This is a genomic window from Ruegeria sp. CDSB029 (assembly GCF_059611125.1).
The window spans coordinates 53,911-69,262 of sequence record NZ_JBXWOX010000011.1; the positions used below are offsets into that span (position 1 = coordinate 53,911).

Consider the following 15,352-nt stretch of genomic DNA (forward strand, 5'->3'; position numbering starts at 1 on the left):
GCCATGAACATGCAAACACCTCCGACCCTGCCGTTCTATCAGCCCGTCGCGCGTGAATGCGAGCTGTTTGAGACGGCCTATGACAATGGTTTGCCCCTCCTTCTGAAGGGGCCGACCGGCTGCGGCAAGACGCGCTTTGTCGAACATATGGCGGCCAAGATGGGCAAACCGCTTTATACCGTTGCCTGTCATGACGACCTGTCAGCGGCCGACCTGATCGGGCGCTACCTGCTCAAAGGCGGGGAAACCGTCTGGGTCGATGGCCCGCTCACCCGTGCGGTGCGCGAGGGCGGCATCTGCTACCTCGATGAGGTGGTCGAGGCCCGCAAGGACGTGACCGTGGTGCTGCACCCGCTCACCGATACGCGCCGGACACTGATGATCGACCGCACCGGGGAAGAACTGGTGGCACCACCGGGCTTCATGCTCGTGGCCTCCTACAACCCCGGTTACCAGAACGTGCTGAAGCGGCTGAAACCCTCGACCCGGCAGCGGTTCCTGTCCATCTCGTTCGACTTCCCCAACGAAGAGATCGAGATTGCCGTAGTGGCCCGCGAAAGCCGCCTTGAACCCGGCCGCGTCGCGCCTCTGGTACGTTTGGGCGGTCATATCCGGGCGCTATCGGGCATGGACCTCGAAGAGGGTGTCTCGACCCGTCTGCTGATCTATGCCGCCACGCTGATGGCCGGGGGCATGGGGGTCAATCAGGCGATCGAGGCCGCCATCGTCGAACCCCTGACTGATGAGGCCGACATGCAGCAGGCGCTGCGCGATCTGGTTGCCACAATTTACGGATAAGCGTCATGCGACTTCTCGATCTCATGGAACCCGAAGAAACCGTTGGCAATCTCTGGCACGAGATGGCCAGCGGGATCGCGGCGCATGTCAGCTACCCCGAGGCCAGTGTTTCCCTTGCCTCGGTCCGACCCAGCCTTGCGGTCCTGTTCCGTGCGCTGGGCGGAGCGCCCGGCGTGGAACTGGCCGAGGCCCCGGCAACGCTGGTGCGCCACCGCCGTCCGGTGCGCCGCAATCTGGGGGCTGAGCGGGACCGGGAATGGGTGGCGGGGTATGACGGCGAACGCCTGTCGCTCCCCCCGGTCATCGCCGCCTTTCCTGAACCGCAGCTGAATCGCGTCGCCTATTTCTGGCTGACCGCGCTGGCGGCGGTCAGCGAAGTGGCCGATTTCGATCTGGAAGGCGACGGACCCGCCATGGACGGGGCGCAAATTCGTGCCAATGCCGTAGCCGCCGACCGGGCTTACGCAAGCTGCCCTGGCCTGCGCGGTGACTACGCCCGGATGGCAGAACACTGCGCCGCCATACGCCCCGACGTGATGCGCCCGACACCCGAGGCACAGATCGAAACCGCGATTCGCGATCAGCTCTGCGGCGCGACACCGGTGATCGGGGCCGAAACCGCCCCACGCGGCTATAAACCCTTTGCTCCGGTGCCGATCTGGCTGCGCTTTGCCCGCCCCGGATCGGGTGCGGCGGCAACCGAAGAACAGGCCGACCCTGCGGCCCCTCCGCCCAATGCCGCACTTACGAGCCGGAAACTGGGCCACCGCAAGGATCAGGATCAGCAGAACCGAAAAGACAGCTTCATCATCCACCGCTTTGAATCGATCCTGTCCTGGGTCGAGTCGATGAATATCAACCGCAGCGTCGATGACGACGATGACGAGAACGCTCAGAAAGCGGCCGAGGATCAGGACCAGATCATTCTGTCGAAACAGCATCGCAAGGCGGCAACGCGCCTGCGCCTGCATCTCGACCTTTCCCCCGCCGATGCCGATCACGAAGCCTTGGCCGGTGAGCATACCTATCCCGAATGGAACCACCGCGCGCGCTCCTACATGGAGGGGCACTGCCGCGTGCTGGATGCCCCGGCTCAGCCCGACGCCGCGCATCCCTTCCACCCGAACGAGCGCCGCGTCCGCGAAGTGCGCCGCCAGTTCGAAGCCCTGCGCCCGCGCCGCATCAAACAGCCGAGGCAGGTCGACGGATCGGAGCTTGACCTCGATGCCCTGCTGACCACACGGGCGGATCTGGCCGCAACCGGGCGCGGTTCCGACCGCATCTGGCAGGCCGCACGTCAGACCGAGCGTGATCTGTCGGTCGCCTTCCTGATCGACAATTCCCGATCGACCGAGGCCGCCATCGGCGACACCTCAGTGATCGAAGTGGCGCGCGAGGCGATGGGCGCATTGGCTGCGGGCATCGACGCGGCAGGTGATCGGCTTGGCATCTGGGGCTTTTCCTCACTGCGCCGCGACCGGGTGTTCCTGACCCGCTGCAAAACCTTCGACGCCCCTATGAGCCCCGACATCACCGCCAACATTGGCGCGCTGAAGCCGGGCCACTACACACGGCTGGGCGCCGCCATCCGCCATGTCAGCGCGCAACTGGCCGAGGAACCCTCGGCCCACAAGCTGCTCATCGTGCTGACCGACGGCAAGCCCAACGACCTTGACCATTACGAGGGCCAGCACGGGATCGAAGACAGTCACATGGCCGTCCGCGAAGCCCGACGCGCAGGGCAGAGCCTGCATGGCGTCGTCATCGACGAAGACGGGCAGGACTGGTTCGCGCGCATCTTCGGGCGCGGCGGTTTCACCCTGCTGCCCAACCCCGAACGGCTAACCCGGGCATTGCCCGATATTTATCGCACTCTGACAAAGGAATCTTGACATGCGTGTCCTTCCCTTTTTCCTGACCCTTCTCGCATCCCCGGTTTGGGCCGAAAGTTTTGACCGCCCGATCCCGCAGGCCCAATCCGCCACCGCCGAGTTCTGGTTCGCAGTTGGCAGCGTCACGTTGGTCGCCGCGCTGGGGGTTGTGCATTGGCTTGTGTCGCGCCGATGACCCAGGAGAGTTGGACAGTTACCCGTATTACCCTGGTTCTGTACCCGTTAGGGGCAGGCGCCATGGCAGTTAACGTTTTCTTCTTGTCTCTGATATTCAGCTGGATAGGCGGACCGGTTCTGTCGACCGGATGGTCCATCGCGTTGGGCTGTGTAATTGGTGGACCTGCGACATGGTATTTTGCCAGTCACATACGGCACCTGATGGATATCGCCGATGGCAGAACAGAGGGCTAGGGATTAGCTGTGGCAAACTCATCAATGCAACAGATGCGCGCCTGGCGTGGACTGGCGCTGTTCAGTTACGGATTTCGCCCGTTCTTCCTGTTCGCTTCGGTCTGGGCTGTGCTGTCCATGCTGCTTTGGATCCTGATATTGTCGGGTGTGCTGACATTGCCTACGCGGTTTGATCCGGTATCGTGGCACGCCCACGCTTTTTTGTTTGGCTACCTTGGTGCTGTGCTCGCAGGATTTCTGCTCACCGCAGTGCCAAACTGGACGGGCCGATTGCCTCTGGTGGGCTGGCCTCTGATAGCGCTTTTTGCGATCTGGTGTGCAGGACGCGTCGCGGTTCTGACCTCTGCATTCCTTCCGCTTGGATGGGCCGCCGCCATTGATCTGATATTTCCGATAATCCTTGGCGGGCTGATATTGCGTGAGATCGTGGCAGGAAGGAACTGGCGCAATCTGTTAGTTCTGGGGTTGCTGGCCCTGTTCACGATTGCAAACGCGCTGTTCCACATCGAGAACGCACGCGGCGGCTTTGCAGCCCAAGGCATTGGGTTACGTATGGGGCTCGCCACTGCATTGATGATGGTTGCAGTAATTGGCGGTCGGATCATCCCTTCGTTCACGCGCAACTGGTTGGTCCAGCGGCAGCACAATAAACTCCCGGTGCCTCCGATGCAGTCATTTGACAAAGTCGTGCTTGTGGCGACGATGGCAATCCTAATGCTGTGGACGGTTCAGCCGGTCCTGAAAGTCTCCGCTGTGCTGCTTCTTTTGCTGAGTTTCCTCCATCTGGTACGTCTATTGCGTTGGCAAGGTCATCAGACCGCACCAGAACCGCTGCTTTGGATGCTGCATGTCTGTTACGCTTTCATTCCATTGGGTGCATTTGCGCTGGGAGCGGCCATATTATCGGGCAGCTCCGGGCTTGCTGCAGCACAACATCTTTGGATGGTTGGCGCTATCGGCGGGATGACACTTGCCGTCATGACCAGAGCCACTTTGGGCCACACCGGCCGTCCACTGCGCGCAGACCGTATGACGGTTACAATCTATTTTGCGCTTTTGGTGGCAGTTGCCGCGCGGCTATTCGCTGATAAAGTACCGAGCCTAACCGATCTTTCAGGCATCTTCTGGCTTCTGTCTTTTGGTGGGTTTGTTTTGTGCTACGCTCCTTTTTTGGTCCGCTCCACAAAAACAGGCTAACGCTTGGAAACTGCCGTGCGACCGAAACTATAGCGCTCCAAACCATCCGGAACTATCGAGTCAAAGTCCGCACGCCGGCCCTGGCTCTGGAAAATGGAAGAAAGGCGAGGACGTGAAACGATTAGTTGCAACCAAATATTTCCGCAAACATGTTTGGGAAGCGGTCTTTGATCGTTGAAAATGGAAAAATTTTCCCCGTTTTGAAAGACCGCATCAATAGCGGTCGTTTAATCCACCATAGCGAAGGACCTCTTTGTCTGCTCACCTGCTATTTGCCGCCTCGTTCTGAACGTCTGGAATGTGCGGTTCGCGACTTGCTGCACGAGCGAGACTTTAGGTGTTGTCCAAGGTCAAGTAAGGGCTCAAAGGACATATTCAAGCTCACCACAGAGAACATCGGCAGTGAGCCCAATGCAGACTTTGGTTTCAGTGGTGTGAACGTAGGGTATATTTTGACCATACTAACGGAGACGTAACAAGGAGCTTCACCCAAGAAGACGCAGCCGACGTCATTAATGAGAATAAACGGGACATCAACCGACTCAGAATGACAACAACCAATATCATGACAGTGCATCAACTTAAGTTCTATCTCGACTGGCTTGATCTGAATAAGGTGGAAGTCGACAGAACTACAGTTTCACTTCCATCGTTAATGGAAATTGAGGCAATGACCGCCGCCTTTGTGATTTCGTATGGACGGCTGTTTTCATCCACTACCGGAGTGACAAAGTACGTTAGAAAAAACGTCCCAGAGGAACATAAGCATGCACATGATGAAATAATCTCACTTCGAAATGAACGCTATGCACACCACGGAGATCATGAGTCGTGCGGTGTAGGGTCAGGACCCTAGCTAAAGCGGATGCGCTGCATGAGCTTTGACCAAGGCGGCACGACGTAAGCTTCAAGCGGCAGGCAGCCAAGTGCCTCCGGTTTTCCATATTTATCTAATTACTGCTATGTGTGAATTCATCAAAGAATGAGGACATGATGAATTCACTAACCAGAATAACACGTGGGATAGGCGTCGCTCTCAAAGACGGTAGAGTGAAAGGCATTCTTGCCTTCACAGTTGGAATGATTTTATGGGCCTCGGTCTTTTACCACTTTGTCGAAGGTTGGAGTTGGCTCGACTCAATCTACTTTTCTGTCGTGACCATTTCGACCGTGGGGTTTGGTGACTTCTCACCCGAAACCGCGGCAGGGAAGATCTTCACAATGATTTACATCGTCGTGGGCCTCGGTGTCTTCGTGACCGCGGCGACCACAGTGGCGGATACAATCTTGTCCCAGGACGACAAAAAAGCGGACAAGTAGATTATCCCAATTCGGCCAAGTCGAGTTCATGCCCAGGCATTGGTTTGACTGGGCACCTCAAGCCGTGGCTCGGATTCATTTGTGTCTTCAAGCTGATAGATGATCACTAAAATTCAAAAAAATGTACATATTATGTTTTTTGAGTGTAACATTCGAAAAACACAGGGAGGGATGGAATGGAAAAGACACAGGACGCAAAGATTGTCGATCTGGCAATACGATTGCTCTTTCTCGGACTATTCCTCTACAGCGCCCTGGTCATGGTGGCCCCGCTTGCGAGCGTGGTTATCTGGGCAACGATCCTCTGTGTGGCGCTATATCCGGCATTTGATTGGCTTCAGTCCAAGCTGGGAGGGCGGAAAAAACTTGCCACGACGATCTTGGTTTTGCTGGGCCTTGTTCTGACCCTCGGGCCAGTCGCTACCGCGGTGTCTGGTGCCGCAGAACTTGGGTCTGAATTCGCGGAACAAGCAGACAAAGGTGACTTGAAAGTCCCACCTGCGCCAGAGGGTCTCAAGGAGTTGCCCTTGGTGGGAGACAAAATAGCCGATGTCTGGGGGATGTTTGAGCGCAATCTTGACGGCGCGCTTGCAAAATACGGCACGCAAATCCTTGAGATCACCAAATCGCTCTTCGGAAAGGTGCTGGGCATCGGAATCGGGCTGCTTGGTTTAGCTCTTTCCGTACTGATTATGGGGGCTTTGTTCAGCCCCGGGCCAAGTTTGGTCCAGGGTCTTCAGCGCTTTGCCAACCGTGTCTTCGCACCACGCGGCGGTGAATTCGTAACACTGGCAGGCGCAACGATCCGGAACGTGACAAAAGGCGTGATTGGCGTAGCAGCCATTCAGGCGGTCTTCGTTTGGATACTGTTGGCTTTGTTTGGGATTTCTTCGGCCGCCACTCTGGCATTTATCTGCCTGATACTCTCGATTATCCAAATCGGGCCCGGATTGGTTCTAATACCGGTAATTATCTACGCATGGAGTTCCATGTCCGGCGGAACTGCGTTGATCTTCACCATATTGGCCGTTCCCGTCATGATAATGGACAGTTTTCTGAGACCCGTATTCATTTCAAAAGGCCTTGAGACTCCCATGTTGGTCATCCTCATCGGTGTTCTCGGAGGTATGATGGCGTACGGTTTGATCGGCGTCTTTATGGGGCCGGTTCTCTTCGCTGTTTTCTATGAGCTATTCAAAGTTTGGATTGATACCTCGCCCGAAGCCGAGGGCACTGCTGAAGGTGCGGCGAAATGAGGAAGACAATATGGACAACCCTGGCTGTCATTCTGATTTTCCTTGTCTGGTACCTGGTCGCTGATCGGAAAACACCATTTACCGGGAACGCCAGAGTAAAAGCCGTGGCGACTCAGATCGTCCCGCAGGTGACTGGCACTGTGACTGAAGTTTTGGTCGAAAACGGTGAGGTTGTCTCGGCCGGAGATGTCCTTGTCCGGATCGACGCGCGACCCTACGAGATTCAGCGCGACAAGGCGGAAGCTGATCTCGAGGCAGCCACTCAAGAGGTGGGTGCATCTTCGGCAGAGGTAAGAGCGGCACAGGCCAAACTCGCAAGGGCGCAAAGCGATCTGGATACAATGCGCATTCAGACAGAACGCGTATTTGCGCTTGAAAAGAAAGGGTTGATCGCCGTCACTAAGGCCGATGATGCGCGAGGGCAACTGGCAGAGTCCGAGGCAAACTATGAGAACGCAAAAGCGGATCTGGAAAAAGCAAAACAGAGGCTTGGTGACGATGGGATTGAAAACCCGAAAATCCAGCGCGCGTTGGCGGCCTTGGCGGATGCGGAACTGAACCTGGAATGGACTGAACTGCGTGCTCCGGCGACAGGCGTGATCTCTAATCTGTTGATAGCCCCTGGAACGTATGCGCGATCCGGTCAGGATCTGTTGACATTTCTGGACGCGACTGACGTCTGGATCGAGGCGTATTTTACCGAGAACAACCTAGGAAGAGCTTCGGTAGGGTCTCCGGTTGATGTGGTTTTGGATATGCATCCCGGTCAGATTGTTCCTGGCGTCATTGAGAGCTTTAGCGCGGCCGTTTCCCTAAGTGGCGGCGATGTGCCCGGGCAACTGGCGAGTCCGCCCAGTACCAAAGGTTTCTTGCGGGAGCCGGAAAGGTTCCCAGTCAGGATCGTATTGCCGGGCTATGAAGCTGGAAGTGCCGAAGATGATCTTCGCTTTCAGTTGAACGGGCAGGCCGATGTGATCATGTATCTAAGTGACAACTCATTGCTGAACCTGGTAGGCCGCACCTACATCCGCGTGGTTTCAATACTGTCCTATGCGTATTGAGGACCAACGCTCTGTCGCCCGGCTTGCAGTGGGTGTTACCGGCGTCTTTTCCTTGGGCTTGTTTCTTGGCTGGCCACTCGCCGTCGTTGGGGCGGTGTTCGCCGCACTGTTTTTGCAGGCGCCCGCCGCATTGCCTCTGGCAGCATTTGCTAAGCTGTTTGTTTTTTCGATTGGATTGATGTTCATTTCGTTCCTGGTGTCGTCAATCTTCTCACCATATCCTCTTGTTTTTCTCATTCTGGTGGCCATTGGAATAATCCTGTCTTTCATGTGGTCAGTTTCTGGCGCCGGAGTTTTACCAGGTGTCATCGCTCTCATGGGAGCATTGATGATCCCAAACTTGGTTCTGCAATCCCAGGATCTGGCCTTGGTGCTTGTGTATTGGATACCTTTGAATCTGCTGTTTGCGGGCTTCGTATCGACGCTAATGTTCGTGCTGATCCCCGCCGAACCTCAATCAGCGGCCCAGAAGAAGGCCGCATCGTCGCCGAACTTCGACCCATATCGCCGAATAGTCAGGATGTCGCTTGTAACAGTGCCGTTTGCCTTGGCGTTTTTTGTTTCCGGCGCATCTGCATTACTAGTTTTGTTTTTTGTCGCCCTGCTGAGCCAGCAACTCGCGGCAATGCCCGCTGCAGGCAAAACAGTTGCAAAAGCTATGCTGACGGCAAACCTTCTTGGGGCGGCAGTATCCATCATTTGTTATGAGATAAACGTAATAGCTCCGGTTATTCTCACCCCCATTTTGCTGTGTTTTTTCTTTTGCCTAACACTCGGAGCACTTGGAAAGTCAAAAGTCCCGCTCGCCGCCGCCGCCGGTTCCGCTATTACGACAGCTCTGATTGTATATGGCGGTTCGGTTGCACCATTTTCAGACGAGGCTGACGTCAAGAGCATCACTCGCGTATTGCAAGTTGCCAGCGCCGCTTTTTTTGTAATCATCGCATATGTTGTTGTGGATGAATTTTGGCCGGAGAAAGAGCGCCAAGCGGCTCAATGAAGTTAGTTGCGATGTGGCATGGTTCTGAAAGAAATAGAATTTCTAGTGTCAGGACCCATTGATTTCTGCGGGGTTGCGTGCTTCACGGTTCGAAAAACGAGCGGCGAACATGTCTGATCTGTTTTGGTTGACCGACGCCCAGATGGCGCGTCTTGAGCCCTTCTTCCCAAAGTCTCACGGCAAACCCCGCGTCGATGACCGGCGGGTGTTGACCGGGATAGTCTTCATTAATCGCAATGGCTTGCGCTGGCGCGATGCGCCGAAGGAATTCGGCCCGCACAAGACGCTCTACAACTGCTGGAAACGTTGGAGCGGCAAGGGCATCTTCGCCCGGATGATGGCCGGATTGGCCGCTGAGCACGGCGAAGATAAGACCGTGATGATAGATGCGACCTACCTGAAGGCGCACCGCACAGCGACCAGTTTGGGCGTCAAAAAGGGGGGCGTGGACGCCTGATCGGTCGGACCAAGGGCGGCATGAACACGAAGCTGCACGCTATCTGCGACAGCAAGGGACGCCCACTCAACTTGTTTGTGACGGCTGGGCAGGTCAGCGATTATATCGACGCACGGGCATTGTTGAGCAGCCTGCCAGATGTCGAATGGCTGCTTGGGGATCGCGGATATGATGCTGATTGGTTCCGGGAAGCGTTGAAAGACAAAGGTATACGCTCGTGCATCCCAGGCCGGAAGCAGCGGAAGAAAGCGGTGAAGTACGACAAGCGCCGCTACAAACGTCGCAATCGGATCGAGATCATGTTCGGAAGGCTGAAAGATTGGCGGCGAGTGGCAACCCGATACGACAGGTGCCCAAACGTCTTCCTCTCAGCCATCGCACTGGCGGCTACCGTCTTCTATTGGCTATGAGTCCTGACCCTAAGTACTATTAGTGCCAACCAAAAAATCGATTGGCACTTGTTCGTTAGAACTTTCCTTGGCCTCTTCAGGCACCAACATTCACAACCATTTTGCCAAAATTCTCCCCGCGAAGTAGCTGGTTCAGGGCTTCTGGTGCAGCCTCCAACCCATCCACCATGTGCTCGCGGTACTTAACCGCACCATCCTGAATCCAACTTGTCATATCGCGTGTGAACTCTTGGTAAAGCGATATTGGAAAGCTGTCGAAAATGATGAAACCCTGTGCTTTCACCTTCTGCCTCAGCAAGGTGCCCATTATTGCTGGTCCCATATCGGGACCCTTGGGTAGATCCGTCAAATTGTACCACGAAATCACGCCGCAGATTGGCATACGGGCAAAGGGGTTGAGCAAGGGTAAAACAGCATAAAGCACCTTGCCACCAACATTCTCGAAGTAGACATCGATCCCATCGGGGCATGCTGCGCGCAGCTGGTCGGCAAAATCGGCGGTCTTATGATCAATACAGGCGTTGAAACCGAGGTTTTCGACCACATGGGCACACTTTTCGGCCCCACCAGCAATCCCGACAACTCGGCAACCCTTGAGTTTGGCAATCTGACCCACGGTAGCTCCAACAGGGCCGGAGGCTGCGGCAACAACAACGGTTTCGCCGGGTTTTGGTTCGCCTATCTGCAATAACCCTGCATAGGCAGTATAGCCAGGCATCCCAAGTATCCCAAGAGCCCAAGACGGGTTTCGGGGAGATTTACCCATGTTGATGACCTCGTGACCATCGGAGATTGCATAATCTTGCCACCCACTGTTTGAGAGGACAAAGTCGCCAACTTCGAAACCATCGAGATTTGCAGCAATGACTTCCCCTACAACCTGTCCCGTCATCACTTCTCCTATTGCTACGGGTTCGGCATAGGATTTAGCGTCGTTCATCCGCCCACGCATGTAGGGGTCGAGCGACAGGTAATGTGTGCGGACAAGCATTTCACCTGCGCCCGGCGTAGGGATATCTGCGGTTTCCAAACGGAGCGTACTAGCGTCGGGCTCGCCACTGGGACGCTCATTCAATACGATCCGGCGATTAGTATCAGTGGTCTGGGTCATTTAGTGCTCTTTCCTTATACGTGTCGGTTTGAGGGAAGCGGAGGTATTCTTTGCGAAGAGTACGTATCAGTTTCAGGTTCCCGGCGCTGGATCGCCAGAACGTTCAGTTTCCCTTGAGCACGAGCTCATCAACTTCCTTACGCCAATGGACGGAAGGGCAGCAACACATGCGTGGTTGCTCAAGTTCAATTGTAAAATTTTCTCACCATGGCTTGCAAGGAAACGCACAATTTCCGAACAGTGGGTAAGCCCATGCGCCATTCACACCAGTTGCGATGACATTGACAACGATTCCAAGAAGTGGCGCATCCTCAAGATGCGGGTTTGGGAGTGCCAGCACAGCTTCTCTGATGATTAAGAATGCCGCCAGCACAATCAGTACGCCCTCGGCGACGGCGGAAAGATACTCGGCCTTTTTGTGACCAAAGAGGTGTTTTTCGTCAGGGGTATATTGGAAATCCGAACTACAAAATACGCCAGCAGCGCTGCAACGACATTTACAGTTGATTCCATTGCGTCTGACAACAACGCCACAGAGCCCGTCAGCTACCAGGTCAGCAGTTACAGGGCCGGTACCACAATGGAAATTGGAATGGACCAAAGAGCGATTTTTTGTGTCATTTGGCCACGACCCTTTGTCAATCATGAACAGAAACTCGGGTGACTGGTGAACTCCGGTGTTCAGCACGTAAAACAGGTGTTTGGTGAAAAGGGAATATGCCCTGCGGCTTCCTAACAGCGACCGACGACAGCATCTGGTCCACCTGCATGGCGCCAACGACGTTACTCTGATGGAAGCCCCGTCGACGAAACAGGAACAGCTTTGAGATACGCGGCAATCGCCAAACGGTCCTCATCTGTAAGGCGAGACGTGTTCTCGATGACCTCCACCATTTCACCACCAGCACTGTCATAATCCGGCGTGAAGCCAGATTTGAGGTACTCGGCAATGTCAGCCTCGGACCAATCAAGCTGGTCTGAAGTAAGGCCGGGGATACGACCTTTCCCGTTTGGATTTGGAGCGCCCGTCAGCCAAAGGTCTCGTTTTAAACCACCTAGACCATTTCGCGGGGTATGGCATTCAGCGCAATGACCCAGCGCCTCGACTAAATACCTGCCATGTCTTTGTTGGTCGGTCAAATCACTTTCGACTACCCAGCCTGGCGTCATGAACAACAGTTTCCATCCCCCCAATCCACGACGAACATTGAAAGGAAAACCTACCTCATGCGGAACGCTTGCAGTTGTGGCTGCTGGCAGAGTGCCGAGGAATGCGTGAAGCGAAACGACGTCGTGTGCTGACATGTTGGCGTAAGATGTATAGGGAAACGCTGGAAAATAGTGCTGCCCTTCGGGTCCGGTCCCCTGGATCAAGGCGTTGGCCAGATCCAGCGCAGACCAGGACCCAATGCCGACTTCTGGGTCACTGGAAATGTTGGGGGCAGTGAACGTGCCGAAATCCGTCTCAAACCGGCGACCACCGGAGAGCATGAGCTTGTCCTCGCCAACTGCATCAGGCGCTGCATGACAGGATGCGCATCCTGCCGCGTAGAACACGATTTCACCTCTGGCGTGATCTGGGTTCAAACCGTCGAGTTGAGACGGCTCCACTCTTTGTGGTCGGGTCAGAACCAAACCGGCCAACCCAACCAAAAGTGCAACGAAAGCGGTAAATAGGAAAATCCGCTTCACAGCTATCTGCCGATTAGTCTTTCGGTGCTCTGTAAGCTTTGTGACACGCCGAACAGGTTCCACCCAGATCGCCCATGGCCGCTTTCAGGGCATCAACATCTTGGCCAGCCGCAGCCTGCATCGCAATAGCGGCATCTGCCATGGCCTGCCCTTTCGCACCAACGTCAGGGAAGTTTTCCCAGATTGCCGACAGCGCTCGGGTGGACGGATCGGACACATTGTCAGATCCCTGGGGCCACATCGCGGATTGGTCGATCTGCGTTAGCACAACAAGGTTGTTTGCAGCCCGTGTTGCGACTTCGGCATCATAGTCCACTTCGCCTTTGGCCATGCCGCCAAGTGTACCAAGATTGAAGGCATAGAGTTGCATGATTGAGGTTCGAGCTTTCACAGCCGGGTTTTCACTTTCGTGGGCGATGGCTGTGCCAATGGCGACCAATGACAAAAGACCTGCCGCGAAGATTGAGAACTTCTTCATCATGATGTGTCTCCCTGTTCAATGCTCCGAATGTTAGCTTGAACGAATTTTCTTGTAATTGTTTGTTATTGGTCGTCACTTGTTAATTTATGAACAATGAAAACTGGGATGACATTCGGTACGCACTAGCCGTAAGCAAATACGGTTCGTTGAACGCGGCGGCGGCGGCGATGGGCGTCACGCACGCCACAGTCTTGCGCAGGGTGGCCGCATTCGAAGAGCGCAATGGTTGCGTGGTTTTTCAGAAAAGTTCGTCAGGATATTCCGTTCTCCCCGAAGCCAGTGCGATCTTTTCAGCCATGGAAAGCGTTGAAGAAGCGGTGCTTTCGGTGGAGCGGGCGGTTGTCGGAGCAAATCGCTCGCCAATGGGTCACGTGCGCATTACATCGACTGATAGTCTTTGTCAGATTGTTCTCCCAAGAATACTCAACGAAATCTCACTCCTTTACCCAGGTTTGAACCTGACTCTGCTAAGCCAGAACAGCCACCATGATCTTTCCCGACTGACAGCAGACATTGCTGTGCGCCCTTCGATAAAGCTCGGGGAAGGGCTAATCGGAGAGCGTGCAGGAACGCTGTCCTTCGGTGTCTATGACGATGGTAGCCCCAATCGCAAGTGGATGAGGCTAGACGGAGCGTTGAGTCGTTCACTTCCTGCCAAATGGCTGGCGCAGAATGTAAGCGCCGACGAAATGACCAATGGAGCAGACAGTTTTCTGGTGCTGCAGCAGATGGCGGCCTCGGGAGCCGGTAAAACCTTTCTGCCGTCATTTTTTGGCGACGTGGATACCCGCCTTAAGCGGTCGAAGGACGTGAATCCTAAGTTCGAGGTTCCGCTGTGGGTCGCAACGTTAGAAGAAATCTCGCAAACCCCAAGGTTTGCTGTAGTTCAGAAGGCACTAGTCGAACGCATATCGGAAGCGCTAGCTAAGTGATTTTATGCAACTGAGACTTTCGAGTTCTTACATTTTTGACTTTCCAAGTTTGCAATGTCCAGTCGGAAACGTTCGCATTGGGCTGCTCCAATCAATTATGATTGCTGCGGAGAACGGCAAAACTGAGCCCAGACTGCACACGAGAAGAATCTAAGGCGATCCGGCTTGAATTGATCAATTCACGAGTTTCTAATCTTCGGGAATTTGGGATATTTGCGAGAATGAGTGTCCTCCGCAGTTTTGCCGCGCCATGTGGCGCAACAGTCTTTCAACCAGGTCAAGCATGTCCAAGCTTCATCATTCTGTCAGAGGGATCAAGTCGTGTAACGCTTACAGGCTCGAGCGGACGCGAAGTGGTCCTATATCGTGTCACGTCGGCCGACGTATGCCTCCAGATTTTGTCATGCCTGATAAGGGACGAGGCCTACGGTGCCGAAGGTGTTGCAGAGACCGACTTGACCGGGCAAATCGTGCTAGCTCACGAGTTTCGAAAGAAGCTCGCAGAGGACGCTGAGTTCCGAGTTATGATTATGTTGTCCGTTTCCTCGCGGTTTTCGGAACACCAGCAGTTGACTGAAGATGTGGCGCTTACGAACTTCGATGCGCGGCTCGCCAAGGCCTTGATAAGGATTGCGTCTTCAGGCAGCAGGGCGAAGGCAACCCACTTCGAACTCACAAGCGAAACAGCCTCAGGCCGCACCTAAGTGTCTCGCAGATTGGCGGAGTTCGCGAAGAAAGGCTGGGTAAAGCAGCATGAAGACGGCATCGCCATACTTGATCGCAAGGAACTGGAACATGTTGCCGCAGGTTAGCGGTGACTCTGTCACCGTCTGTCGGCGACGCAAAAGGTTAGAATTGGGCATCAATCAACCAAGGAGGATTTAATGATGTCCAGAAATGAAGGAACACTTGATCGCGCACTGCGTATCATTCTCGGCCTTGTGCTGCTGTCTTTGATCTTTGTCGGCTCTCAGACGATGTGGGGGCTTATTGGCATCATCCCGCTCATCACAGGTCTTGTTGGCGTTTGCCCGATCTACTCCGCGCTAAGGATCAAGACGTGCAGCGCGAAAACGAACTAATGGAAGCTGCATATCTCGGTATTGGGGGCGACGTCACGCCCTCATAGATTCTCAAGTTTAAGCCCAGTTCAACTTGGCGTCGGCAGTGCCAAATGGACCGAGGGCGATCTCAGAATCTTGCAAACCTCGTAGGTCCGCTTCGTTCCGCGAGGCTGCCTTTTGTACTGGTCCCACAAAATGGCCACTACTCAACCAGAGCTCGCTTCACATATAACCGCTTTCAGCGAGGTGCGCGGTTTGGATTGGCGAAAC

Annotated in this window: 16 protein-coding genes; 12 read left to right on the forward strand and 4 right to left on the reverse strand. The window is 55.0% G+C overall.

Annotated features, from left to right (window positions below; all coding sequences use genetic code 11):
* Nucleotides 1–3 precede the first annotated feature (3 nt).
* The 10 genes from AC2FI8_RS14360 to AC2FI8_RS14405 all read left to right on the forward strand — a co-directional run bounded on the left by AC2FI8_RS14360 (nt 4) and on the right by AC2FI8_RS14405 (nt 9,802).
* Entirely contained in the window at nt 4–798 is a 795-nt protein-coding gene (locus AC2FI8_RS14360; protein ID WP_496725634.1) for a CbbQ/NirQ/NorQ/GpvN family protein, read from the forward strand.
* Nucleotides 799–803: 5 nt separating this feature from the next.
* Nucleotides 804–2,690, forward strand: a complete 1,887-nt coding sequence (locus tag AC2FI8_RS14365; protein WP_496779740.1) for a nitric oxide reductase activation protein NorD — start codon at nt 804–806, stop codon at nt 2,688–2,690.
* A gap of 1 nt (nt 2,691) precedes the next feature.
* The gene (locus AC2FI8_RS14370) at nt 2,692–2,865 is read left to right on the forward strand and encodes a protein NnrT (protein ID WP_496779742.1); all 174 of its coding nucleotides are present in this window, start codon (nt 2,692–2,694) and stop codon (nt 2,863–2,865) included.
* Between the two features lie 62 nt (nt 2,866–2,927).
* A complete protein-coding gene (locus AC2FI8_RS14375) occupies nt 2,928–3,101 on the forward strand; it encodes an NnrT protein (protein WP_496725632.1) in 174 nt (57 codons plus the stop codon).
* A gap of 9 nt (nt 3,102–3,110) precedes the next feature.
* Nucleotides 3,111–4,298 (forward strand): NnrS family protein, encoded by a 1,188-nt coding sequence (locus tag AC2FI8_RS14380; RefSeq protein WP_496779744.1) that lies wholly within the window; start codon nt 3,111–3,113, stop codon nt 4,296–4,298.
* 1,050 nt (nt 4,299–5,348) lie between these two features.
* Nucleotides 5,349–5,618 (forward strand): potassium channel family protein, encoded by a 270-nt coding sequence (locus AC2FI8_RS14385; RefSeq protein ID WP_234416729.1) that lies wholly within the window; start codon nt 5,349–5,351, stop codon nt 5,616–5,618.
* Nucleotides 5,619–5,794: 176 nt separating this feature from the next.
* Nucleotides 5,795–6,874 carry an AI-2E family transporter gene (locus AC2FI8_RS14390; RefSeq protein ID WP_496760878.1) on the forward strand — a complete coding sequence of 360 codons (1,080 nt, stop codon included), beginning with the start codon at nt 5,795–5,797 and terminating at the stop codon, nt 6,872–6,874.
* Nucleotides 6,871–7,935 carry an HlyD family secretion protein gene (locus AC2FI8_RS14395; RefSeq protein WP_496725629.1) on the forward strand — a complete coding sequence of 355 codons (1,065 nt, stop codon included), beginning with the start codon at nt 6,871–6,873 and terminating at the stop codon, nt 7,933–7,935. Before AC2FI8_RS14390 ends, AC2FI8_RS14395 begins: the two co-directional genes overlap by 4 nt.
* On the forward strand, nt 7,925–8,935 hold the full coding sequence (locus AC2FI8_RS14400; protein ID WP_496742016.1) for a DUF2955 domain-containing protein: 1,011 nt from the start codon (nt 7,925–7,927) through the stop codon (nt 8,933–8,935). Before AC2FI8_RS14395 ends, AC2FI8_RS14400 begins: the two co-directional genes overlap by 11 nt.
* A gap of 109 nt (nt 8,936–9,044) precedes the next feature.
* Nucleotides 9,045–9,802 (forward strand): IS5 family transposase gene (locus tag AC2FI8_RS14405; protein ID WP_496779746.1). Its coding sequence is split into 2 segments (ribosomal slippage): nt 9,045–9,366 and nt 9,366–9,802, totalling 759 coding nucleotides; the frame shifts between segments, so codons are not numbered across the junction.
* 76 nt (nt 9,803–9,878) lie between these two features.
* On the opposite strand, the gene curA is transcribed toward AC2FI8_RS14405, so the two are convergent.
* From curA to AC2FI8_RS14425, 4 genes are all read right to left on the reverse strand, one after another.
* Nucleotides 9,879–10,913 (reverse strand): NADPH-dependent curcumin/dihydrocurcumin reductase, encoded by a 1,035-nt coding sequence (gene curA, locus AC2FI8_RS14410; protein WP_496779748.1) that lies wholly within the window; start codon nt 10,911–10,913, stop codon nt 9,879–9,881.
* Between the two features lie 202 nt (nt 10,914–11,115).
* On the reverse strand, nt 11,116–11,559 hold the full coding sequence (locus tag AC2FI8_RS14415) for a cation efflux transmembrane domain-containing protein (protein ID WP_496779750.1): 444 nt from the start codon (nt 11,557–11,559) through the stop codon (nt 11,116–11,118).
* Nucleotides 11,560–11,696: 137 nt separating this feature from the next.
* Nucleotides 11,697–12,605, reverse strand: a complete 909-nt coding sequence (locus AC2FI8_RS14420; RefSeq protein WP_496779753.1) for a c-type cytochrome — start codon at nt 12,603–12,605, stop codon at nt 11,697–11,699.
* Nucleotides 12,606–12,618: 13 nt separating this feature from the next.
* The gene (locus tag AC2FI8_RS14425; protein ID WP_496779755.1) at nt 12,619–13,086 is read right to left on the reverse strand and encodes a c-type cytochrome; all 468 of its coding nucleotides are present in this window, start codon (nt 13,084–13,086) and stop codon (nt 12,619–12,621) included.
* Between the two features lie 86 nt (nt 13,087–13,172).
* On the opposite strand from AC2FI8_RS14425, the gene AC2FI8_RS14430 reads away from it, so the two are divergent.
* Together AC2FI8_RS14430 and AC2FI8_RS14435 are read left to right on the forward strand one after the other, a co-directional pair.
* Nucleotides 13,173–14,018 (forward strand): LysR family transcriptional regulator, encoded by an 846-nt coding sequence (locus AC2FI8_RS14430; protein WP_496742006.1) that lies wholly within the window; start codon nt 13,173–13,175, stop codon nt 14,016–14,018.
* An 884-nt stretch (nt 14,019–14,902) separates the two neighbouring features.
* Nucleotides 14,903–15,100, forward strand: a complete 198-nt coding sequence (locus AC2FI8_RS14435; protein ID WP_496779757.1) for a YgaP family membrane protein — start codon at nt 14,903–14,905, stop codon at nt 15,098–15,100.
* Nucleotides 15,101–15,352 lie beyond the last annotated feature (252 nt).

Bases quoted from the DNA above. Each gene is read 5' to 3' on its own strand.
- AC2FI8_RS14395 (WP_496725629.1), top strand. From the start codon at position 6,871: ATGAGGAAGACAATATGGACAACCCTGGCTGTCATTCTGATTTTCCTT.
- AC2FI8_RS14435 (WP_496779757.1), top strand. From the start codon at position 14,903: ATGATGTCCAGAAATGAAGGAACACTTGATCGCGCACTGCGTATCATT.
- AC2FI8_RS14400 (WP_496742016.1), top strand. From the start codon at position 7,925: ATGCGTATTGAGGACCAACGCTCTGTCGCCCGGCTTGCAGTGGGTGTT.
- AC2FI8_RS14370 (WP_496779742.1), top strand. From the start codon at position 2,692: ATGCGTGTCCTTCCCTTTTTCCTGACCCTTCTCGCATCCCCGGTTTGG.
- AC2FI8_RS14425 (WP_496779755.1), bottom strand. From the start codon at position 13,086: ATGATGAAGAAGTTCTCAATCTTCGCGGCAGGTCTTTTGTCATTGGTC.
- AC2FI8_RS14365 (WP_496779740.1), top strand. From the start codon at position 804: ATGCGACTTCTCGATCTCATGGAACCCGAAGAAACCGTTGGCAATCTC.
- AC2FI8_RS14375 (WP_496725632.1), top strand. From the start codon at position 2,928: ATGGCAGTTAACGTTTTCTTCTTGTCTCTGATATTCAGCTGGATAGGC.
- AC2FI8_RS14360 (WP_496725634.1), top strand. From the start codon at position 4: ATGAACATGCAAACACCTCCGACCCTGCCGTTCTATCAGCCCGTCGCG.
- AC2FI8_RS14390 (WP_496760878.1), top strand. From the start codon at position 5,795: ATGGAAAAGACACAGGACGCAAAGATTGTCGATCTGGCAATACGATTG.
- AC2FI8_RS14415 (WP_496779750.1), bottom strand. From the start codon at position 11,559: ATGATTGACAAAGGGTCGTGGCCAAATGACACAAAAAATCGCTCTTTG.
- AC2FI8_RS14430 (WP_496742006.1), top strand. From the start codon at position 13,173: ATGAACAATGAAAACTGGGATGACATTCGGTACGCACTAGCCGTAAGC.
- curA (WP_496779748.1), bottom strand. From the start codon at position 10,913: ATGACCCAGACCACTGATACTAATCGCCGGATCGTATTGAATGAGCGT.